This is a genomic window from Chitinophaga lutea (assembly GCF_003813775.1).
GTDB lineage: Bacteria > Bacteroidota > Bacteroidia > Chitinophagales > Chitinophagaceae > Chitinophaga > Chitinophaga lutea.
Window position 1 is genome coordinate 1,134,693 of the sequence record NZ_RPDH01000002.1, and the last position, 21,148, is coordinate 1,155,840.

Annotated in this window: 17 protein-coding genes and 1 pseudogene; 9 read left to right on the forward strand and 9 right to left on the reverse strand. The window is 53.2% G+C overall.

What is annotated here, in order from left to right:
- The first annotated feature begins 64 nt into the window (after positions 1 to 64).
- Positions 65 to 1,273 (forward strand): annotated as a pseudogene (locus EGT74_RS16820) (NAD(P)/FAD-dependent oxidoreductase).
- Positions 1,274 to 1,306: 33 nt separating this feature from the next.
- Positions 1,307 to 1,990 (forward strand): DsbA family oxidoreductase, encoded by a 684-nt coding sequence (locus tag EGT74_RS16830; RefSeq protein ID WP_123847739.1) that lies wholly within the window; start codon positions 1,307 to 1,309, stop codon positions 1,988 to 1,990.
- Positions 1,991 to 2,072: 82 nt separating this feature from the next.
- Here the strand turns inward: EGT74_RS16830 and EGT74_RS16835 are convergent, their stop codons facing one another.
- Together EGT74_RS16835 and EGT74_RS16840 are read right to left on the reverse strand one after the other, a co-directional pair.
- Positions 2,073 to 2,564, reverse strand: coding sequence for an outer membrane beta-barrel protein (locus tag EGT74_RS16835; protein WP_123847740.1), 492 nt, complete (start codon positions 2,562 to 2,564; stop codon positions 2,073 to 2,075).
- 72 nt (positions 2,565 to 2,636) lie between these two features.
- Positions 2,637 to 4,754: an outer membrane beta-barrel protein gene (locus tag EGT74_RS16840; RefSeq protein WP_123847741.1), complete on the reverse strand. Its 2,118-nt coding sequence runs from the start codon at positions 4,752 to 4,754 to the stop codon at positions 2,637 to 2,639.
- Between the two features lie 171 nt (positions 4,755 to 4,925).
- Between EGT74_RS16840 and EGT74_RS16845 the strand changes: the two genes are divergently transcribed.
- From EGT74_RS16845 to EGT74_RS16860, 4 genes are read left to right on the forward strand one after another with little or no spacing between them, the layout of a single operon-like run.
- Positions 4,926 to 6,020 carry a sensor histidine kinase gene (locus EGT74_RS16845; RefSeq protein WP_123847742.1) on the forward strand — a complete coding sequence of 365 codons (1,095 nt, stop codon included), beginning with the start codon at positions 4,926 to 4,928 and terminating at the stop codon, positions 6,018 to 6,020.
- A 1-nt stretch (position 6,021) separates the two neighbouring features.
- Entirely contained in the window at positions 6,022 to 6,708 is a 687-nt protein-coding gene (locus EGT74_RS16850) for a LytR/AlgR family response regulator transcription factor (RefSeq protein WP_123847743.1), read from the forward strand.
- 32 nt (positions 6,709 to 6,740) lie between these two features.
- Positions 6,741 to 7,895: a DUF2341 domain-containing protein gene (locus EGT74_RS16855; RefSeq protein WP_123847744.1), complete on the forward strand. Its 1,155-nt coding sequence runs from the start codon at positions 6,741 to 6,743 to the stop codon at positions 7,893 to 7,895.
- A gap of 51 nt (positions 7,896 to 7,946) precedes the next feature.
- Complete coding sequence (locus EGT74_RS16860; RefSeq protein WP_123847745.1) at positions 7,947 to 9,047, forward strand: cell division protein ZipA C-terminal FtsZ-binding domain-containing protein; 1,101 nt, start codon at positions 7,947 to 7,949, stop codon at positions 9,045 to 9,047.
- A 206-nt stretch (positions 9,048 to 9,253) separates the two neighbouring features.
- Here the strand turns inward: EGT74_RS16860 and EGT74_RS16865 are convergent, their stop codons facing one another.
- From EGT74_RS16865 to EGT74_RS16875, 3 genes are all read right to left on the reverse strand, one after another.
- Positions 9,254 to 10,267, reverse strand: coding sequence for a ligand-binding sensor domain-containing protein (locus EGT74_RS16865; RefSeq protein ID WP_123847746.1), 1,014 nt, complete (start codon positions 10,265 to 10,267; stop codon positions 9,254 to 9,256).
- A gap of 11 nt (positions 10,268 to 10,278) precedes the next feature.
- A complete protein-coding gene (locus EGT74_RS16870) occupies positions 10,279 to 10,818 on the reverse strand; it encodes a hypothetical protein (protein WP_123847747.1) in 540 nt (179 codons plus the stop codon).
- A gap of 428 nt (positions 10,819 to 11,246) precedes the next feature.
- Positions 11,247 to 11,756 (reverse strand): DUF4251 domain-containing protein, encoded by a 510-nt coding sequence (locus tag EGT74_RS16875; RefSeq protein WP_123847748.1) that lies wholly within the window; start codon positions 11,754 to 11,756, stop codon positions 11,247 to 11,249.
- A gap of 97 nt (positions 11,757 to 11,853) precedes the next feature.
- On the opposite strand from EGT74_RS16875, the gene EGT74_RS16880 reads away from it, so the two are divergent.
- Positions 11,854 to 12,168, forward strand: a complete 315-nt coding sequence (locus EGT74_RS16880) for a hypothetical protein (RefSeq protein ID WP_123847749.1) — start codon at positions 11,854 to 11,856, stop codon at positions 12,166 to 12,168.
- Between the two features lie 33 nt (positions 12,169 to 12,201).
- Positions 12,202 to 13,278 carry a DNA polymerase IV gene (gene dinB, locus EGT74_RS16885; protein WP_123847750.1) on the forward strand — a complete coding sequence of 359 codons (1,077 nt, stop codon included), beginning with the start codon at positions 12,202 to 12,204 and terminating at the stop codon, positions 13,276 to 13,278.
- On the opposite strand, the gene EGT74_RS16890 is transcribed toward dinB, so the two are convergent.
- The 4 genes from EGT74_RS16890 to EGT74_RS16905 form a co-directional block, all read right to left on the reverse strand.
- Positions 13,279 to 15,645 carry an ABC transporter permease gene (locus tag EGT74_RS16890; RefSeq protein WP_123847751.1) on the reverse strand — a complete coding sequence of 789 codons (2,367 nt, stop codon included), beginning with the start codon at positions 15,643 to 15,645 and terminating at the stop codon, positions 13,279 to 13,281.
- A gap of 137 nt (positions 15,646 to 15,782) precedes the next feature.
- Positions 15,783 to 17,510 (reverse strand): family 43 glycosylhydrolase, encoded by a 1,728-nt coding sequence (locus tag EGT74_RS16895; RefSeq protein ID WP_123847752.1) that lies wholly within the window; start codon positions 17,508 to 17,510, stop codon positions 15,783 to 15,785.
- A gap of 71 nt (positions 17,511 to 17,581) precedes the next feature.
- On the reverse strand, positions 17,582 to 19,108 hold the full coding sequence (locus EGT74_RS16900) for a S10 family peptidase (RefSeq protein ID WP_123847753.1): 1,527 nt from the start codon (positions 19,106 to 19,108) through the stop codon (positions 17,582 to 17,584).
- Positions 19,109 to 19,179: 71 nt separating this feature from the next.
- On the reverse strand, positions 19,180 to 19,743 hold the full coding sequence (locus EGT74_RS16905; RefSeq protein ID WP_123847754.1) for a GNAT family N-acetyltransferase: 564 nt from the start codon (positions 19,741 to 19,743) through the stop codon (positions 19,180 to 19,182).
- Between the two features lie 497 nt (positions 19,744 to 20,240).
- On the opposite strand from EGT74_RS16905, the gene EGT74_RS16910 reads away from it, so the two are divergent.
- Positions 20,241 to 21,080 (forward strand): DUF3800 domain-containing protein, encoded by an 840-nt coding sequence (locus EGT74_RS16910; RefSeq protein ID WP_123847755.1) that lies wholly within the window; start codon positions 20,241 to 20,243, stop codon positions 21,078 to 21,080.
- The last annotated feature ends 68 nt before the right edge of the window (positions 21,081 to 21,148 follow it).

The following is a 21,148-nucleotide window of genomic DNA, read 5'->3' on the forward strand; positions in this document are numbered from 1 at the left end:
GTTGTCCGTTTCAGTACAATGGCCGTCCGCTTCCGGACAACCTGGTTCAAACAAAACAGCGCGTATGCATCTGCAATCCGGTTACCCCTATTCATTGGTAAAATACGGCCTGCCCAATGATTATCCAAAGCTCGGTAGCGACCTCCGTACAACCGTGACCGTTATCGGGGGCGGTATTTCCGGTGCGCTCGCCGCCCATGCGCTTGTGCAGGCAGGCATCGACTGCATCGTGCTCGATGCCCGCACCGCCGGCCTGGGCAGCACGGTGGCCAGCACATCGCTGCTGCAATATGAAATAGACGTGCCGCTCACCCGCCTCATCAAACAGATAGGCCGCTCCGGCGCCGAACGGGCCTACCGCCTGTGCGCCGCCAGCATCGGGGAGCTGGAAGCCATCAGCCGGCGCCTGCCGGGCGTGCCTTTCGACATGAAACCCAGCCTCTACCTCGCCTCTTACAAAAAAGACCTGCCGCTGATCGAAGCGGAACACAAAGCCCGCCGCCGGATGGGGCTTGATGTACTGTTGTGGGATGCCGATACGGTGAAACACACCATCGGCCTGGATGCCCCCGGCGCCATTTATTCCCGCGCCGGCGCACAAACGGACGCCTACCTCCTCACCCACGCCCTGCACCGCTACAACCTGAAAAAAGGCGCACAGGTGTACGACAGAACCCTCGTCACCGATATCCGGACCCACAAAAAAGGCGCGGTGCTCACTACCGCCGGCGGTTATACGGTGCAAACGAAAAAGATCATCGTGGCAACGGGTTACGAGTCGCTGCAATACATCCGGGAAAAAGTGGTGGAGCTCCGTTCCACTTACGCCGTGGCCAGCGAGCATCGCGAAACCGCTACGGCCTGGTACGAAAACTGCCTCATCTAGGAAACCAAAGATCCTTACCTCTACATGCGCACCACCCCGGACCATCGCATCCTCGTAGGCGGGCGCGATGAACCGTACTACAATCCCGCGCGGCGCGACAAACTGCTGCACCACAAAACCCGCCAGCTGACAGAGGATTTCCGGGGGCACTTCCCGGAAACATCATTCTTGCCGGAGTTCAGCTGGACCGGCACCTTCGGCAGCACGCGCGACGGCCTTCCTTATATCGGCGAATACCCCCGCATGCCGCACACCTATTTCGCGCTTGGCTTCGGCGGCAACGGCATCACCTTCAGCCAGATCGCCGCCGGCATCGTTTGCAGCCTCGTACAGGGCAAAAAGCACCCGGACGCGGCCCTGTTCTCGTTCAACCGTTTTAAGGGATAAAAGGCGTAAATTTGTGCCCTTAAACTGGAATGTATGAAGATTGATATCTGGTCAGATGTGGCGTGCCCCTTCTGTTTTATCGGCAAACGCCACCTGGAGGCGGCACTGGAAAAATTCCCCCACCGCGATGAAGTGGAAGTGACCTGGCATAGTTTTGAGCTGGACCCGGGCGCACAAAAGGACTATAACGAAAACCAGTACGAACTGCTGGCGAAAAAATACGGGATGTCGCCCGAACAGGCCAAAGCCACCACAGAACGGGTAGAGGCATCCGGCGCGGCCACCGGCATCCGGTTCGATTTCGACAAGGTGATCCCCACCAATACCTTTAACGCCCACCGCCTTATTCAGCTCGCGGCGCAGCAGGGTAAGCAGAACGAAGTGGAAGAACTGCTCTTCACCGCCTATTTCACCGACGGTAAACATATCGGCCACATCGAAACGCTGGAAGCGATCGGCGCCGCCGCCGGGCTCGACACAACCGGACTGTTCACGTCAGACGCTTACACGGATGCCGTGCGGGCGGACGAAGCGCAGGCGCAGCAGCTGGGCATCCGGGGCGTTCCGTTTTTCGTGTTCGATTACAAATACGCCGTTTCCGGCGCACAACCGGTGAACGCATTCGAACAGACACTGCAGAAAGTATGGGAAGAAAGCCGGCCGGCCGATGTAGCGCCGGGGGCGGTTTGTGAAGATGGGACCTGCACAACGGAGTAAGATCGATTTATAAAAAAGACAAAAGCCTTTTAAAAGAGCTCTTCACTCTTCTAAAAGGCTTTTTTATGCGAGGTAATGCCGCTTAAAAATTAAACCCTGCTTTCAGGCCGAAGAACCCGAGGCCGCCTTCGCGGAACCAGTTCTCGTACTTCGCCTGCACATCCAGGCCCAGTACGCGGATGCCCACGCCGGGCGCGAGGATGAAAGCTGAACCGTCGAGGTCGCCTACGAAGTTGGCGGCGCCGCCTTCCAGTTTCACATACAGGATCGAAATCAGCTGGTATTTCAACCCTACCCTTACCGGTACCGCCTGTACGGTGGAAAAGGTGGTATTACCCACTTCCTTGCCGCCGAAACGCATGTACCCCACAGAGCCCGTTACGCCAAAACCGGCGATCAGTTTGATGTCGGCGCCCAGGCCCACACCATACCCTGTTTTATTGGCATCTGCAAAATCACCTACCGGAAAACCCGCTTCTACATAAGGCCCGAGGCTGAACCGTTTTAATTGCGCCTGCGAAGCTACGCTGCAGGCCAGCATCATCACGACGATGAGAAGGATTCTGTTTTTCATTCAAAGGATATTTCGAGGTTATGTATTACACGAAAGTATTATTTATTTCTCACACGTCCCAAATTAATTGTATCAGCGGCTGATCCGGTTTTGCTCCTGCTCGATGCCGCTGCGGCGGGCCCTGACGCTTCGCACGTCTTTATGCCCGAACCGGTACACGAACGTGAGCGTTACGGTTCTGTTGTCGTTGTACGATTCACTTTTCACCCGCACACCGTTGTAGTCGGAAATATTGCCCTGCTGCATGGTGCGGAATATGTCGGTCATGTTGAGCTTGATATCCGCCCGTTTCCGCCAGATGCTCCGCTGCACGCCGATATTCAGGCCCCAGTAACTTTTCATCTCCTGCAGGCCGGACGCTACGCGCGACGAATAGCTGAACGCGGCCTGTACATTACAAACATCCGGAATGCTGAAAGCGTTCACCGTACTGAAAAAGAAACCGGGCACCGAGGGCTGCAATGCGGTGGAGTCGAACCGGTAGCGGATGTAGCCGCCCTGCAGCGAGGTGTTGTTCGACCACCACGATGTAAACTGTTTGTTATAACTCACCCCGAGGAAATACCACTCCGAATAGCGGAGGTTTGCGTAGGTGGAATACAATATCCTGCTCTTTTCGTCCTGCTCGTAAATCTGCGATACCACCCCGTTATAGCGCATGTAAGATATCGTCGTGAACAGGGTGTTCTTAAACGAATGCGTCAGTTCCGCGTTATGCGCCATTTCAGGCCCCAGATCGGGGTTGCCGCGGAAATAGGCGTATTTGTTCTCGAAGGTCAGGAAAGGGTTCACATAGGCGTAAGACGGCCGGTTGATGCTTTTGCGGTACGACAGTGACAATTCATTCCCGGCGTTCAGGCTGTGTTTGATGGCTACATTCGGGAACAGCCGTACATACTGCCTGCGGAAAGATTCGCCGCTGGTGAGGGAACGTCCGTTGGTGCTGGTGTTCTCCAGCCGGAGGCCTCCCTGCAGGCTCCATTTCTGCCAGTCGCGGCTATAGTTCAGGTAACCGGCAGCGATCCATTCTTTGTAGATGAAATGATTGGTTTTGCCGGCATCATTCACCCAGCCGCCGGCTGTTGCCTGCTGCCAGCGGGTATCGTTATCTGTTTTGATGAAGATCGTTTTCAGGCCCGCATCAAATTGCCCGATGCGGGATGGGTGCTTGTAGTCGGCAGACAGTGCGCCGATGCGGATAAGCTGCGGCGAATGTTCTTCCAGCGTATAAGCCTCGCCGTTCTCCGTGCGGGTATCGAACAGGTTGTTGCGGCGGCGGGAAAACGTGTAATAGTCGCCGTTAAAAGACAGTTCGCGGCCCGTACTGTCGAGGCGTGTTTTCAGGTACGCATTGACGGCCGGCGTGAAAAACCCGCCGTCCCCCCGCGTGGAAGCCGTCAGTACGGAATCGGCCGCGGCCTGTTTGCTGAAAAATGCGGCGGTGCTGGTGCGGCGGCTGTCCTGGTCGGCATACATGCCGTTGACGGCAATGCCCGCGGTGGTACGCGTATTCAGCATATGGTCGATGCCCGCGCGCAGCTGGTGGTTTTGAGTGACGGTAGTGCCGTTCTCGTCCCCGCCGATGCGGAAACCCTTTGCCGTGCGCCATGTTTGGGCGGCCATAGCCCGCTGCTGGCGGCTGAAATCGTAGCCGCCGTACACCGTTGTTTTTTTGCTGCGGTGCTGTACGAACACCCCGTTGCTGGTCCGTAAGTGCGCGCCCATCCCGGCGCCCAATGTAAGGGTGCCGTTTGTGCCCATCCCCTTTTCTTTTTTCAGGCGGATGTTGATGAGCGCGCCTCCGGACGCATCGTATCTGGCGGAAGGATTGCTGATGAGCTCTATCTTGTCGATGCTGTGCCCCTGCTTGCCCGTGAGCAGCGCTTTCAGCGCGTCGGCGCTGAGGTAGGAAGGGCGGTCGTCGATATACACCGTTACGCTTTTGCCGTTGAGGCTGATCTTTCCCTGTGCATCCACCTGCACGCCGGGCGCCAGCTGCAGGATCTCCAGCACGTGCTGTCCCGCCGAAAGCGGGCTTGCCGCCACGTCCAGCACCATTTTGCCGGCTTTCATGGTAATAAAGGGTTTACGGCCCTCCACCGTCACCCCTTTGAGCTGAAGGGTGTCTTTCTGTTGGGCCGGCAGTTGTATGGAGATGAATAAGAGGAACGGTACAATTATCTTTTTCATATTTTCGGTTTTATGCAGCAAAGAAAGGCAGGAAGGAAAGCCCCTTCAAGCGGGTTTCGACAACACCCGGCAGGTTTTCGGCCAAACGGGACGCGGGTCGTTTCGTCGACGAAAAACCCGTTTCGTCGACGAGCGCTTTCCTCCAAAAGCGGCTGCGATTAATTTACAGGCATGAAAAAACGACCGTCCCTGCGCGCATCCCGGTTCCCTTATCTGTATGAGGCGTTTATCTGGCTGATGTACGTGGCGCTTTACAAATACGACTATTACCTCCGGTTTGTGCCCGCGATGGACGTGGGGCATACCGTTTTCCCTTTCCGCAACATCCTCCTGTATGCCATCGCTACCAGCCTGTATATGATCCTTTATTACCGCTGGCTGGCGCCCATGCTGTTCAAACGCCGGTGGTACTGGCTGTTCGCGGTGATGGTGATCGTGTATTTCGGGTATGTGTCGAAGCTGAATTACTGGACGATGAGCGAGCTCTTCGCCGCCTGGAACGGCCAGCCGCTGCTCGACGGCACCTTCGAATCGTTCAGGCGGCTCGATTCCCTGCGCCTGCGGCACCTGCTTTCGGGCTGGGACCTGCGCATCCTGGCCACGGACTTCGTCACGTTCTCTTCGGTGTTCTTTGTACGGTATGCTTTCGAGAACGAAGAAAAAAAACACCTCCTCGAAACCGATAACCTCGTATTGCAGCTCGAATCGCTGAAAGCGCAGCTGCACCCGCACTTTTTGTTCAATACGCTCAACAGCCTGTACGGCATGAGCCTTACACAGTCGCCCGACACACCGGCGTTCATTCTCAAACTGAGCGATATGCTGCGGTATGTGCTGTACGACTGCCAGCAGCATAAAGTGCCGCTGGAAAAAGATGCGGAGTTCCTGCTCAACTACCTCGATATGGAGAAGAAACGCTACCCCGACGCACAGATCGACTTCCAGGTAAGTATAAACGACGGTAGCATCCCCATCGCCCCGCTCCTGTTCATCAGCTTCGTGGAAAACAGTTTCAAGCATGGCGCGCACCGCATCAACCCGGACGGGTTTGTACGCGGCTCCCTCACACAGGCCGGGCATACCCTTACCTTTGTAGTGGAAAACGACATCCTCGAAGCCGGGCCGCCCTCTCATCCATACGGCGGCATCGGCCTCGAAAACGCCCGGAAACGGCTGGAGCTGTATTATCCCGGCCGTTATGAGTTGCAGGCCGGCGGCAACGGCAGAATTTTCACGGTCACCCTTCGCATACAACTAAACGACTGATATGATACGCTGCATGATCGTAGACGACGAACCGATAGCGCACCAGATACTCGAGCAATACATCCTCCAAACCGGGGGCCTCACGCTGGTGGCCAAAAGCCGCAATGCGATGGAAGCCTTTGCCCGGCTGGGGCAGCTGGAAATAGACCTCCTGTTCCTCGACATCGAAATGCCGCTCATGAACGGCATCGCCTTCCTCAAATCGCTGGCGAATCCGCCCAAAGTGATTTTCACCACGGCTTATGCGGAACATGCCCTGGAAGGATTTGAGCTGAACGCGGTGGACTACCTGCTGAAACCCTTTTCCTACGAGCGTTTCGCGAAGGCCGTCGCCAAAGTGCCGGCCACAGCAGCGCAGCCCGCCGAAAACGGCGAGGACTTCCTCGCCATCCGCGAAAAGGACGCCTGGCTGCGCATTCCGTATGCAGACATTCTCTATATCGAAGGCGCGAAGGACTACATGAAAGTGTACACGCCCACACGCAGTTACCTCGCGCGGTTCACAATGAAAAAACTGGAAGAAACCCTTCCCCGGCAGCTATTCGTTCGCACCCATAAATCGTACATCGCCGCCCTCCGGCATATCAGGCTGGTGAAGGCCGAAAACCTGCTGCTGACGGGCGATGTGAGCGTCCCCCTCAGCCCGGTTTATAAAGAGGCGGTAATGAAAGCATTCAAAGGCCATTAGATTTTGTCAAATTCCCGGAGTAAATTCCATGTATGAAACGTTACCTCGTCCCTTTGTTACTTATCCTCACCGCGCGGGCAACGGCGCAGGACGCCCGTTCCTGGAAATATCACAAAGAAATCCGCATTGTCACCACGCCCGCAGGCGCACATATCAAAGGCGATGTGCGGAACTACCCGCTGGCCGTAAAACTGAACGCCCGGAATTTCGACTTTACTACCGCCAAAGGCAACGGGGCCGACATCCGTTTCTCCCAATCCGGCAACACCTTTCTCCCGCACAGCATCGAGTGGTGGGATCCCGTTCACCGCGAAGCCCTGGTATGGGTGAAAGTACCTCTCATCAAAGGCAACAATGACGTGCAAAATATTACCCTGCATTGGGGCAACGACCAAGCCCCCGATGAAAACCGCCCGCACGAAGTGTTTGCCGCCGCCGATGGTTTTGTAGGCGTATGGCACCTCAACGAACCGGGCAATACATTACCGGAAGGATATAAAGACGCCACGGCCAACGCCGCCGATGCCACCGGCGTGAACATGGTGCCCACCAGCCTTGTCCCGGGCGTGCTCGGCAAAGCGCAGCAATTCGACTATCACAGCAAACAATGGATAAAGGTAGACAGTGACAAACGCAAGCTCTTCGACCTCACCAACCGGCTGACTTTTTCGATCTGGGCCAAAGCGCGGAGTTATTCCAACAAGGGCGATGCCGCCAAACGGGTGCTGGAAGGTTACGAAACGATGTTCGCCAAAGGCGACAACTCCTGGCGCCTGCAGAAGTTCGGGGTGCGGGGATGGCACAAGCCGCCCGCCGACCTCATCGAAATCTGCGTGGAGCGCCTTGACCCGAAAGGCGACCTGTGTGTGGTAGGCAAAACCGACATGGTCACCGGCCAGTGGTTCCTGCTCACCGGCGTGCACGATCATCCGTACGTGCGCCTGTACGTTAACGGCGTGCTGGATGCCACCGAGCTCTTCGACAGCAAATGGAAAACGGACGATCATCCCGTGGGCATCGGTAACCAGAGCCAGTTCCCCGAAAAGGGCGGCCGCTATTGGGATGGCTGGCTCGATGAGGCCAGGGTGCTGCAGGTGGCAAAGGATGAGCACTGGATCAAACTCGATTACGAAAGCCAGCGCGAGGGGCAGCGGCTGCTGGAATTCGGGAAAACGCAGCAACAATAATGATAAGACCAGCTTAAGGCAACCTGCAGCAATACGAAAAATATATCCCTTATGATGACCTACATTCTCACCAGCCTCCTTTTTGCCGCCCTCCTTACCTACCTCATTTTCCGCGCAGTGAGCATTTCACGCAATAAGCAGCGGCCTGCCACCGACGGATATTTCATCTCGTCCCAAACACAAAGCAACGAAAGGCTGGCGTCGCTCGGCCTTGACGTCCCATCTGAAAACGCTGCTCATATACTGGACAAAACAAGATTGTCTGTGCCTGATGAAAAAGCTCCTGGTGAAGAAATGAAGTTCGAACCAGACCCTGAAACAGCCTGGATCATCGAACTGGCGCCTGCGGGTGATGCACCTCTTAGAAAGGAATACCTGCGAAACATGTTCGACGCTAAATGGCATACGGAATTTGAATCCGAGATCTATGGTCTTATACCGGGCGATAACAGGTGGACTTTTGCCTTTGCAGGCGGCGCACCGGATCTCTTCAGCAAAATCCGCATCGCCGTTGACCTGAAAGAAATTTACAAGGATGATGAGCCGGAGATTGACTCCCGCAAACTGGAGGGATATCTGACGGAACTGGAGAGCCGCATGAAGTCGTACCCCGTCGCCGCAAGGCTCCAGCCAATGGAACCCGTTGCAGATGCAGTAGTAAAGGCCCGGAAACTCGTTCAGCGTTATCATGGATTCAATATCGATGCCATCATTGTTTTGCACGGTGAAAGGCCATTCAATGGCATGGCAGCCTGGGACGCACTCCTGAGTGTTGGTTTATCCTGGGGCGATGGTGACCTGTTTCACTGGAGCAACTACGATTCCGGTTACGGCCATGATCAGCATTTCAGCGTCTGGACCTCCACAGCACCCGGATATTTCTTACCGGAAGAAATCAAAGCCGGCAATATGCACCCCGGAGATCTGATTTTCGGATTTTCTGTGCCCCGCAGTGCCGATCCGGAGCATATTTTCGACGCCATGCTGGACGCCGCCAAATACTGCCAGCAACGCCTCGGTGGAATACTCGTGAACAGGAACGGCACGATGCTGCAGGAACGGCAGGAAAAAGATGAATTACATGAACTTGTCAGGGAAATGAAAGAAGAAGGGTTGATGCCAGGGTCAGATGGAGCGCTAAGGACATTCTAAGTCAAAAACATATATTTGGACAGAAAAAATGCGACGTCGTGTGAAACCGAAAAATGCAGGAATAAAAAAGCCTGAAGACCGAGAAGGCCTTCAGGCTCGATGAAGTCAATTATGTATTAGTGATTAAAAGTCCGCCGCCACTTGTCGATGCTGAAAAATGTACAGCCTGAAGCATAATTCCATCTTAAAATGGCCGGCTACACACATTATTTCTGACTCTCTTTACTTTTAAAGTCCGTGATGGTCTTTCCATCATAACGATACACTCCATCAACTGCGCCAAACCAGATACTTCCATCGTTGGCTTCCAAAATCCCCAACAAAGCTGGTCCTCTTGACATAATTTCGGTTACAGCGGGCATTTTATCGTACAAGGATTTTTGATCATAACGGGAAAGCGACCAGGCCTGCCCGATACGGGGAGGTTCATCCGCACCGGTGGTCCAGATGTTTCCATTTTTATCTTCGATTATGGCAAAAGCCCCCTTCTGCGATACCTTGGTAAAGGTTCTGCCGTCATAGCGCCAAAGTCCATCATTGTCAGCAAGCCAAATATTGCCTTTTTTATCTTCCATTATCGACCACACGTTGTTAAAGGCCTTACCGTCTTTGTTTTTGAAAACGGTAAATGTTTTTCCATCATAAAAACAGGGCTCGCCCCTTGTGCCAAACCATAATTTCCCGGTTTTGTCTTCCATGATCGTAGTAAGATCATCATTGGAAAGTCCTTCTCTGGTTGTAAAATTTCGAAAAGATCTCCCATCGTAACGGCTTACTCCACCTCCGGTGCCGAACCAGATATTGCCGGCTCTATCTTCATAAACGGACATAACCCTGTTATTGGCAAGTCCCTCCCTCGTTGTAAAATGTTGAAAGGTTTTCCCATTGTAATTATACACCCCTGAATCAGTGGAAGCGAACCAAAGGATTCCGCGTCGATCTTCGAGAACATCCCAAAATCTGTGCGAACCCACTTTACTGGTGAGATTGGTAAACGATTTTCCATCGTAGCGAAAAACACCATCCCATGATGCAGCAATCAAAATGTTTCCGTTTCCATCCTGCTTTACCTTCCGAACCATTGCGTTAGGCCCGTAGGAAGTGACTGTGTCTTTGGTTTCGGACTTGATAACATTCTTCTTTATTGCTGTTTGGTTTTGTCCACAGGAAGTGTGAAAAACAAACATCCAGAACAAAGTATTTAGGCGTATGTATTTCATAATTTATGTACTCAGCAACCGCCGTTTCGAGGGGCGCGTTTAAAAATTATTTTACCATCCCGTTCTACATAGTCGCCCGATACGATTGGATAGGAATACTTGGGAGCGTGCGATACGGTATGGCTTCTTATAATTATTTTGTCGTTGACTTTCAGGCTCTGCAATTGCTCCAATTGAGACTTTTCCGGCTCGAATTTTACAATATAATCGACACCATCAATCCTGGCCATCACCCCGAAACCCAATCTTGATCCCGGCGGAAGAGAAAGAGAGGTGACAACAGCCTCCATATCGGTAAAAGCACTTATATGCTTCCTTATTTTAGCCGCACCGGCCAGCACTTTTTTACCGTCGGGAGACGCTTTCCATTTTTTGTACATTATACCACCAGGGGTAGCCTCCCATTTTTTCACTGCGGCTTCCCTTTCAGCAGCAGAGAATGGCTTGGAGGTCGATTTTTCAGAAGTGTCATTTTTGATTTCGCGATTGGCGAATACGAATCCGCTTACCACAACCAGCGGTAAGAACAGCGCATAAATAACTTTTTTCATGTTTTTCAGGTTTAATGAACATAGATCTATTCCTTATAAGTCAGTTCCGTTTAAGGGATTTCTTTTATTTTTCGTATCCCGTTAAAGTCTGATACAGCGAAGCTACTTTGATCTTTTCGGCTTGAAGGGTCAGGATTGTAAATTTTAAATGTAAACTTTGTAAATTATTGTAAATAACACCTTGGATCTTAGTTGCTTAGATCATCGCTGACTGCAGAAGGTTACTGCTCCCTGAGCCGTACGATGAACGGGTTGCGACGCAACGAAGATGCCCAGGGAAGCGGAAACCGGTACTAAAACGATTTAAGCCGCCAAACAGCGGCTTTTAAATTCCCTCACCTGATTCCGTTCAAAGAAAGAGGCTTGATCAGGCATAAAAAAACAGGCGGCCAAAAGACCGCCTGCCTGTAAAAAACGCGTATATCATCCTACTTTTTCTTCCTGCTCCGTTTCTCCGTGATTATACCGTTAAAAGAGATCGGCTGCCGGTTCACGCTGGTGACCTGGAGGGAAGCATAACCGTCTTCCGATACGGACAGAAACAGTTGCTGCACATCCCGTACGTCTTTCGGGGAAATGGTGATATCCCAGCCCCCGCGTTTGCCCGGCTTTTCCGTGTATTCAAAGTCTTTGGAAAGGAACTGGATACCGCCCTTGGAGGGGTCCAGCGGCGCCGTGTACGCCCGGCCGAAATACGGCAGGTAGGAATTCACGGTGTCTTTCGACACGCTCACGTCGTATCCTTCTCCCCCGATCTGGCGGGTGCGGCCCCTCATGGGGAAAACCGACTGCGCCTGGAACACATAGTTCCGGCTCTGGACTAACTGCCTGATTTTGTCCGACTTGGATGTTTTCACCTGGGCTTTGGTCTGGGCGGATGCCCCCAGGAATCCCCCTAAAACCAGCAACAGAACAGGTATAGTGCGTAATACTCTCATATGCCTGGAATTTTACGTTTGCATATAGAACAAAACGTATACCATAAAGGTTTTTTTCATTATATTTAACAATATATATCCTTAAACACCATACACTATGACTCCCTTTACGCTGTTAGCGGTTGCCGCTGCCCTGTTTTTCGTTGCGCACGTGTTTTTATTGTTCACCTCCTTCGGCCGTGGTACCTATAACAAAAAAAAGTATCTCTGGTCGCACCTTACCCTCTGGATTTGCGGCGGTATCCTGTTTGCCCTGGCTTCGATGTATGCCGGCACCGGCGAATCCCCCATTGTCGACGTATTTGACACCCCGGTGAAACGCTGGCTGATCATTGTGGTGGCTTTCGGCCTGTCGGCCATCGCTCACACCATCGTGAAGCTGCTGGTAATGCCCCGTTACCAGGCCCGGTAGTTCGGCAGCCTGAATGTTTCTGTATCTTGCGGTATGACCGTTCGCAAAATCATTCATGTGGATATGGACGCATTCTATGCCTCGGTTGAGCAGCGCGATTTCCCGGAATACCGGGGCAAACCCATCGTGGTGGGCGGCTCACCCGAAGGGCGTGGCGGCGTGGTGGCAACGGCCAGTTATGAAGCACGCAAATACGGCATCCGCTCCGCCATGCCTTCCAAAAGAGCGCAGCAACTGTGCGCAGACCTCATTTTCGTACGCCCCCGCTTCGCCGCTTACAAAGAAGTATCGCAGCAGGTACGGGATATTTTCCGGCGGTACACGGACCTGATAGAGCCCCTCTCGCTCGATGAAGCTTACCTCGACGTTACGGAAGACAAACGCCATATCGGATCCGCCATCGCCATCGCGCGTGAAATCAAACAGGCCATCCGCGACGAGCTGCAGCTCACCGCCTCGGCAGGCGTGTCCGTCAATAAATTCGTGGCCAAGATCGCTTCAGATATGCAGAAGCCCGACGGGCTGACGTTCATCGCCCCTGAACAGGTGGAAGGATTTATGGAGAAACTGCCCGTGGAGAAATTCTTCGGCGTGGGAAAGGTAACGGCGGAAAAGATGAAGCGCATGGGCCTGCATACCGGCGCAGACCTGAAAAAGCTGTCGGAAAACAACCTGGTGCAGCTCTTCGGTAAAACCGGGCATTTTTATTACAACATCGTCAGAGGGATAGACAGGCGCGAAGTGCAGCCCCACCGCGAAACCAAATCGCTGGGCGCGGAAGATACCTTTGCGTACGACCTTACCACCGTGGAGGAAATGAATACCGAGCTCGACAAAATCGCCCTGACGGTAGCGGGCCGCCTTGAAAAATACCAGCTTAAAGGACGTACGGTAACGCTCAAGATCAAGTACAGCGATTTCCGCCAGATCACCCGCAACCAGTCGTTCTTCCACCCCATCGGCGACCTGGCCACCATTGCGGCCACCGCCAAACAATTGCTGCTCAAAACCGACCCCGTTGATGTAAAAATCAGGCTGCTGGGCATCACGCTCTCCAACTTCGGCGACGAAGCGCCTCCCCCGCCCTCGCAGCAACTCAGCCTTTTTTGATTATTCGGCTTTCAGACTGATGGCCGGGTTGGCCATTGCGGCTTTGATGGCCTGGTAACTGATGGTCAGGCAGGTAATGACCAGCGTGGCGAAGCCTGCTATCACGAACATGCCGGCATTCGGCGTAATATGGTAGGCAAAACCCTGCAGCCATTGGTGGCTGGCCCACCAGGCCAGCGGGAAGGCGATCAGGATTGCTATCAGCACCAGCTTCAGAAAGTCGCGCGACAGCATCACCACCACATTGCCCGTGGTGGCGCCCACCACTTTGCGCACGCCGATTTCTTTCTGCCGGCGTTGCGCGGTATAGGCCGCCAGGCCGAACAGGCCGAGGCAGGAAATGAGGATGGCCAGCCCTGCGAAGTAGCGGGAAAGAACACCTATCCTTTTTTCGGCGGTGTACATTTGCTGATAATCCTCGTCGAGGAATTTGTATGCCAGCGGGAAACCGGGATTAAACTGCCGGTAGAGAGTTTCAAGCCCGGCGATGGTTTCCTGTTCTTTACCTGGCATGATCTTGATGGCAACGGAGTAAGTAGCACCGGGGTTCAGGCGGAAGAAGAGCGGCTTGACGTCTTCATGCAGCGATTCAAAATGAAAATCCTTTACCACGCCGATGATCTCCCGGGTCTCTCCCCACAGCTTCACCTGCTTGCCCAGCGGATCCTTCATCCCCATGAATTTGATCCCCGCCTCATTAAAAATGATGGCATTACTGTCCGATGCAAAATTCCTGGAAAAGGTGCGCCCTTCCTTCAATTTAAAATCCATCGTTTCCAGCATGTCGTAAGACACGGCTACATTCTCAAACTCGGTACGGTCTTCCGGATTTTTGCCGGTCCATTCCACCCCGGAAGTCCCGCTGTTATGCCCGGCCATGTTATGGGCGATATAGGAGGCGTTCTTTACACCCGGCAGCGCCTTTACTTCCCGGATGAACGATTCCAGGTGGTCTTGGGACGCCTGCAGTTTCCCCTCGCGCCGGAAGCTGAGGATGTTATCCCTGTCGTAGCCAAGGTTCTTGTTTTGCACGTACTCCACCTGTCTGTACACCACCATCACCGAAACGATCAATACCGCGGAAATGGTGAACTGGAAAACCACGAGGCCCTTGCGTATCCACAATTCCCCGGCGGAGCTGACCAGCCTGCCTTTCAACACGGTAATGGGCTTGAACCCGGAAAGGTACAATGCGGGGTAACTCCCGGCGATGAGCCCGGTAAACAGGGTAATGAGCAGGAAAGAGAGGATCATTGCAGGGTCGAGCGACAAAACAAGCTGTTTGCCGGTAATATCGTTAAATGCAGGCAACAGCAACGCCACCAGTACCACGGCGGCAATGAGCGCTATAAAAGTCATCAGTACCGACTCTCCCATGTATTGCAGCATCAGCGAGCCACGGCTGGCGCCGGCCACTTTTTTGATGCCGATCTCCTTCATTCTCCTGGCGGCTTTGGCGGTTGACAGGTTCATGAAATTGATCGCGGCGATGATCAGGATGAAGATGGCGATGATACCGAACAGTTTTACATAACTGATGCGTCCGCCGGTATTGACCCCGTTTTCATATGTGCCGTATAAATAATTTTCAGCATAGGGTTTGAGGAAAGGCGTGCGGTGCTTCGTTTCCCCGTTGGTTTTTAGTGTTACAAAACCTGCCAGTTTTTTATTGAACTGCGCCACATCCGTTCCCTCTTTCAACAACACGACCGTACGGGGTCCGGTGTTGCCCCAGCTCCTGATATTTTCCCGGGTCTCAAACAGTATGCTGATTGGCAACAGGAAATCAAACTGTTCCGTCGCATTCGGCGGCGGGCTTTTATATACACCGGATACCGTGTATTGATCTTTATGCCCGAACTCCACGGTTTTACCGATCAGGTTTTCCGTGGTGTTGAACAGTTTAAGCGCCAGCACGTCAGACAGCACGATGGAATTACTCCCGGCCAATACCTGGTCCGGCGTGCCCTGCAGCAGCTGGTAAGAAAAAATATTGAAAAAGTCCTTCCCGGTATATTTCCCGGAAGCCTTTACATCCTGCTGCTGCACCGTCAGCGTAACATCGGCTGCCGACCCTTCCGTAATGGCATACACCACCTCCGGCATGTCCGCCTTCATCGCCTCCGCCATAGGGCCCGAGGTGCTGGGCGCGGTCCAGATGCCATCGGCTTTGATGCGGTGCTCCATGACCTTGAAAATCTGGCTGTCTTTCGTATTGAACTTGTCCACCCGCAGTTCGTCCATCACCCACAGGTAAATGAACAATGCGCAGGCAAGGCCGGTTGACAGGCCGATGAGGTTTAAAAAAGAAGATTGACGGTCTTTTTTAAGGCTGCGCCAGATGACTTTGAAGTAGTTTTTCAGCATAACGGAAGAGATATGGCCATTGTTTTGCGAACTCCATACCACCCTGGCCATCCGCTGTAAATTAACACGAAACAAATGTAATATATTTATTACTTGTTCGCTTTCAAACAAGGGGCTGTCCGGAATTGAACACCCGCTTACTCCGCTTTTATCACGGCACCTCTCCGGGACACACCGTTTTCATTGATGGCCTCGATGGAAAAATAATAGGGTTGCTGACTGTCCATCCCTTTGAAATAATAATCGTTCTGCCCGTGCACCATGATGCAGTTGTAGAGTTTATCCGGCGCGATGCCCATGTAAATGTTGTAGGCGTAGGCATTTTCCACCGGCGCCCATTTCAGCCAGGCGCTTCGTTTATCCTTCTCCGTGCGCAGCACCACAAAATCCCGGATGGTGTCTGGCGGTGTTCCGGCGCCTTTGCCGAACACCCGCAAACCGCTGATCGCGAATTTACCGGTGGGCATGTGGATGTTTTCGAGTTTGATGAAACGGGCCTTCACCGGCTGCGGCAACTCGATATAATCGTGCGGCACATCGCGCCGGTTATCGCTTTTATCGATGAGCAGCTTCCACCGGCGGCCGTCTTCCGAATGATAGAGTTTATACTGATGATAGATGCCCTGCTGTTTGCCGAGGAATTCCGCATCGTGGTCGGCATAGTTGAGCTGGACGGCGTTCACGGTGCTTACCGCGCCAAGGTCGGTGCTGATCCATTCGCCTTTATTGCCTGTAGCCGCGCTCCAATATGTTTTGATGTTTTCATCCACCGCATAATTGGGCAGGTGGCCGCCGAGCGTGGACGATACCGCTACCGGCCGCTGGTAATTCAGCAGCATCCAGCCGGTGAATGCGCTGCCCTCGCCGCGGCGCAGGTAATGCGGGTAATCCCCGAACGCGGTGCTGCACCACATCACATCGTCTTTATCAAACCCGGCCGGCCATATGCCGATGCGGCGCTCGAAATTATTCTTCACCGACACCACCATCGTGGATACATGCCAGTAGTAGCCGTCATTATCCTTAAATGTGGCCCCATGGCCTGCTCCGCGGGCAAAGCCGCCGGGTTTGTAAGCGAATGGATTATGTTTTTGCGGCGTGAAGGGGCCCAGCGGATGATCGCCCACCACTACCCCGTCGGCATAACCGCTGAACTCGGTGCCGGGCGCGCCGTATTGCAGGTAGTATTTGTTGTGGTGTTTCGTCATGGTGGCGCCTTCGATGAAGGGATCGAGAAAGGTATTGTCGTTGTACTCACCGAAGCGCTGCCAGCCGTAACGCCAGTCTTCCAGCAGGTACAGCTCCTTCCGTGTGCCCAGCGGCCGGAAGGTTTTGCGGTCGAGCTCCACGCCGTAAACCGGGTAGCGGTTGCTGCTGCCGTTGTACATGTACAGCCGTCCGTCGTCGTCCGCAAAAAAATCAGGGTCCCAGCCGCCGATCTCAAATGAATCCACCGCTTCCTTCCACTCGTTGCCTTTCGGGTTGGTGCTCATCCAGATGGGAAAGTTACCGCTGTAGGTGGAGCCGAACACCAGCATGGTGTCGCCCATCACGCCCACCGCGGGCGCGCACAGTTCGTCGTATACATGATGGTAAGGTTTCAGGAATTTACGGGGCACGAAGTGCCAGCCGAGCAGGTCGCTGCTCCACCAGTACCCCCACTGGTTGGTGGAAAAGAGGTAATAGTCGCCTTTGTAGTTGACGATCACCGGGTCCGCCGTGGCCCTGTGTTTGCCCCAGGTGGTGAAGTTCGGGATGGGACAATAGCCGTAATCGATGTTCACCGGGTTACAGTACGTGCGCTGCTGCGCGGGCGCGGCTATAACGGTCATCAGCAGCAGGAACGTGGATACCAAGGTTTTCATCTACCTAAGTTCCGAAAAAAATCCCGGTAACCGTGAGGCTACCGGGACCGGCTATATCAGCTTGCATTTTTTCAGTATTTGGCGGCCTGCCCGTTTTTCGGGATGGCTTTCAGGATGAACTGGCGCAGGTGCTCGTTGCTGGTGGCCAGGTCGTCTTTGCGGAGGTACATCATGTGCCCGCTGCGGTATCCTTCCCAGGAGAGGCGGTCTTTCATGCGCCCGCTCGGGTCGAGCTGCCACATGCTGTATTTGGCGTTGAAATAATCACAGGCGCCGTCGTAGTACCCGCTCTGGATGAACACATGCAGGAACGGGTTCTGCGCCATGGCCTGGCGGAGATTCTCGCCGGTGCGGTTGCCGTTGTTGTCCCAGGGGAACACAGGGCCGAACATGTAATATTTCAGGTCGGTTTTATACTTCAGCTCTTCTCGCAGGTACATGTTGATGGCCGGGGTGAAAGAGTGCAGCCAGGAAGTCAGTTCCGCGTTGAAATCCACCCGGTCGCCCGCATCGCGGCGGTCGAGGCCGAGATAGCGGGAATCGAGGCGGCCCACGGTGTAACCGCGCTCACGCAGCAGTTCCTTCCAGAAAAAGTTCAGCGGCACGTCGAGATTGTTCTGCAATACCGCTTTTTCAGACAGCCCGGAGAAGCGGCCCACTTTGGCGGCAATTTCCTTTTTACGCGCCTCGGATAAAAAACCGCCTTCCGCCAATGCCGGCATGTATTCCCTGATGGTGAAAGTCTCTACCTCCTGGAGCATCTGCGGCAGGTCTTTCTGCTGCAGGTCGGCCGCCAGCGCCTTGTGGTACCAGGCGGTGGCCGCGTAATACGGCAGGCGCAGCGCGGCCTCGGCAGGGCCGGACCGTTCGATGCCCAGTTCCGTCGGCGACACCAGCACCACGCCGTTCACATAAATCCATTGCGCGTTTTGCAATTCCAGCGCCAGGCCGGACACGCGGGTGGTGCCATAGCTTTCGCCCACGAGGTATTTGGGCGACGCCCAGCGGTTATAGCGGGTAATGAAGGTATTGATCCATTCGGCGAGGTATTTCACATCCTGGTTCACGCCGAAGAATTTGCTGCCCGGCACGTCTTTGTTCGCCGTGCGGGAGAAGCCGGTATTCACCGGGTCTACATACACGATGTCCGCCACGTCGAGGACGGAATGCGGGTTGTCTTTCAGGCCATAAGGCTGTACCGGGTAACCTTCATCGTCGATCTTCAGCACACGCGGCCCGGTGTATCCTATCTGCATCCACACGGAAGCCGTTCCGGGCCCGCCGTTGAACGAAAACACCAGCGGCCGTGCGCCCTGGTTGCTAACGCCGGTTCTTTCGAAATAGGTATAAAACACGCCGGCAATTGCCTTGCCTTCTTCGTCCCATACCGGCAGCGAGCCCGCCGTTACCTTGTAGGGAACACGCTGCCCTTTGATGGTCACTTCATGGCTGGTCACCACACTGGCGTCGATTTTGAGGGTGCGGCCCGCGCTTGCGGCGTTATAGAATTTACCGTCTGCGGAATCTTTAACAGGGCCTTTCTGTGCGAATAGTTGGCTGCAGCCCAGCAGGAGGGCCGCTGTAAGAATGTGTTTCATAAAATAAACATAACGTATAATCTGAATATACGGGAAAATTTGTGATGGCAGGAGCAAAATCTACACGACCGTTATTGACGCCGCAGGAAATACAGCGTATACCCCAGATCAAGCTCGTCATAGATCTCGAACCCGAACCGCTGGTACCAGGGAAGATTCTTCGGCATGGAGGTTTCGAGATATACCGGTAAATCCGCACTGTGCCGCAGCACCTCCTGCAGCATGCGGCTTCCATGCCCCGCGTGCTGGTGCTGCGGATCCACGCCGATGAACCAGAGGTAAGCCATTTTTTCCTTCGGCCGGATGGCGGCCACTTTGGCTTTCCTTGCCTTCACCTTCTTTACGCCACCCACACCAATGGCCCGGAACATCAGCCGGAGATCGAGCAGGAATGTTCTGAAGGAAGCACGTTGCCGGTCCGGGTACAGCACCAGCGCACAGGCTTTACGGTCGTCGGAGAGCCACACTTCACCGAATATCTCGCACATGGCCACGGAATATTCCATCAGGGCGCGGATACGCTGCTCCCTTTTATCGTCCTGGCGCACGATGTAATTAACGCTGCCATTGCCGTCGAAGGAACGGGTGAGCATGGAAATGATGAGGGGTTTATCGGCGGGTAAGGGTTTGATCATGTAGATAAAGATAAGGGATTCGCGATTTTCGTAAATTTATTGAATACTGGAATCTCTAACCGATTTTCAACAAATGGATGTTACTCAAATTGAAAACAGCGGAAATTTTGCCATACGGAAACTTCGAGCGGATAAATTGAAGAATGGACTACCGTTTATGATCAATTCCAAAGACCTCCCAACGAATGAGGCGTATCTGGAATATCCCTGCGGAAGGATTGCATTGATTACAATTACGAAGGAATCGCGTGACTTTATTGTCCTTCGCAACTTAACGCCCCACGAAAACAGCATCATCAGAGCGAAATTTAATCTTTTCAACCTGGAGAGCTAATGCCTGGGCCATAGATTATCGCCGGCTCAAACCAAGCTAAAAGGTCGTTGATTGCCCCATTAACCGTTCTCTAGCTGCAAAGGTTAAGAAATCGGATTTGCATTTCTTTTTTGAAAACCGCAATTGTAGTAGATTGAAGATTTCGGTTAACCCAAACGACTGCATGGCGTACTTTCTTTTTATCGATGAGAGCGGACAGGATCACAAAAATTCTCCATACGAAGTGCTGGCCGGCATTGCTATTCAGGATACATTGCTCTGGCAGTTGATAAAAGATGTTCATGACATCGAACTAAATTGTTTCGGCAGAAGATACCGGCATGATGGAAGAGAAATCAAAGCCACCAAATTCCTGAATACAAAAACTTTTCGGTTGGCGGGCCAAATGGCCCCGATTAACATGCCCGAACGGACAGCACTGGCAAAGCTGGCTTTGGATAACGGCGAAAGCACCAACAAAAAGCAATTAACCGCCCTTGCACAGGCCAAGCTGTCATACGTCAAACAGATATTCCGCCTTTGCTATGGATATCGATGCAGAATTTTTGCAGCCATCATTGCCAATCCTGACAAAGTGCTTGCAGATGCTTCCATGCTAAGGAAAGATTACGTTTATCTATTTGAGCGGTTTTATTATTTCCTGGAAGACGCTCCCGGAGCCTCACAGGGTATAGTGGTATTTGATGAACTGGATAAGTCCAGCAGTCATATTTTATTGAATCAAATGGAAAAATACTTCAAAAACACGATGAAGGGAAGAGCCAGAAGCAATCTGATTATCCCGGAACCGTTTTTTGTTCACAGCGACCTGACTACCAGTATACAAATCGTTGATTTTATTGCGTACCTGTTTTCATGGAATTTCAGGGTTCCTAAATTGACGAAACCAGGTAGAACGGAACTGAACAGCTATATTGAAATGTTAAAGCCGATGCGATATAAAACCACCAGAGTTATAGGAGAAAACAACAACCACATCATATGGAGCGTGACACCCGTATAAAAGAAAAAAGGCAATGCCAGTTTCCCAGCAAAGCCTCCGTTACAAAGGTAATAAAAAAATAAATATCA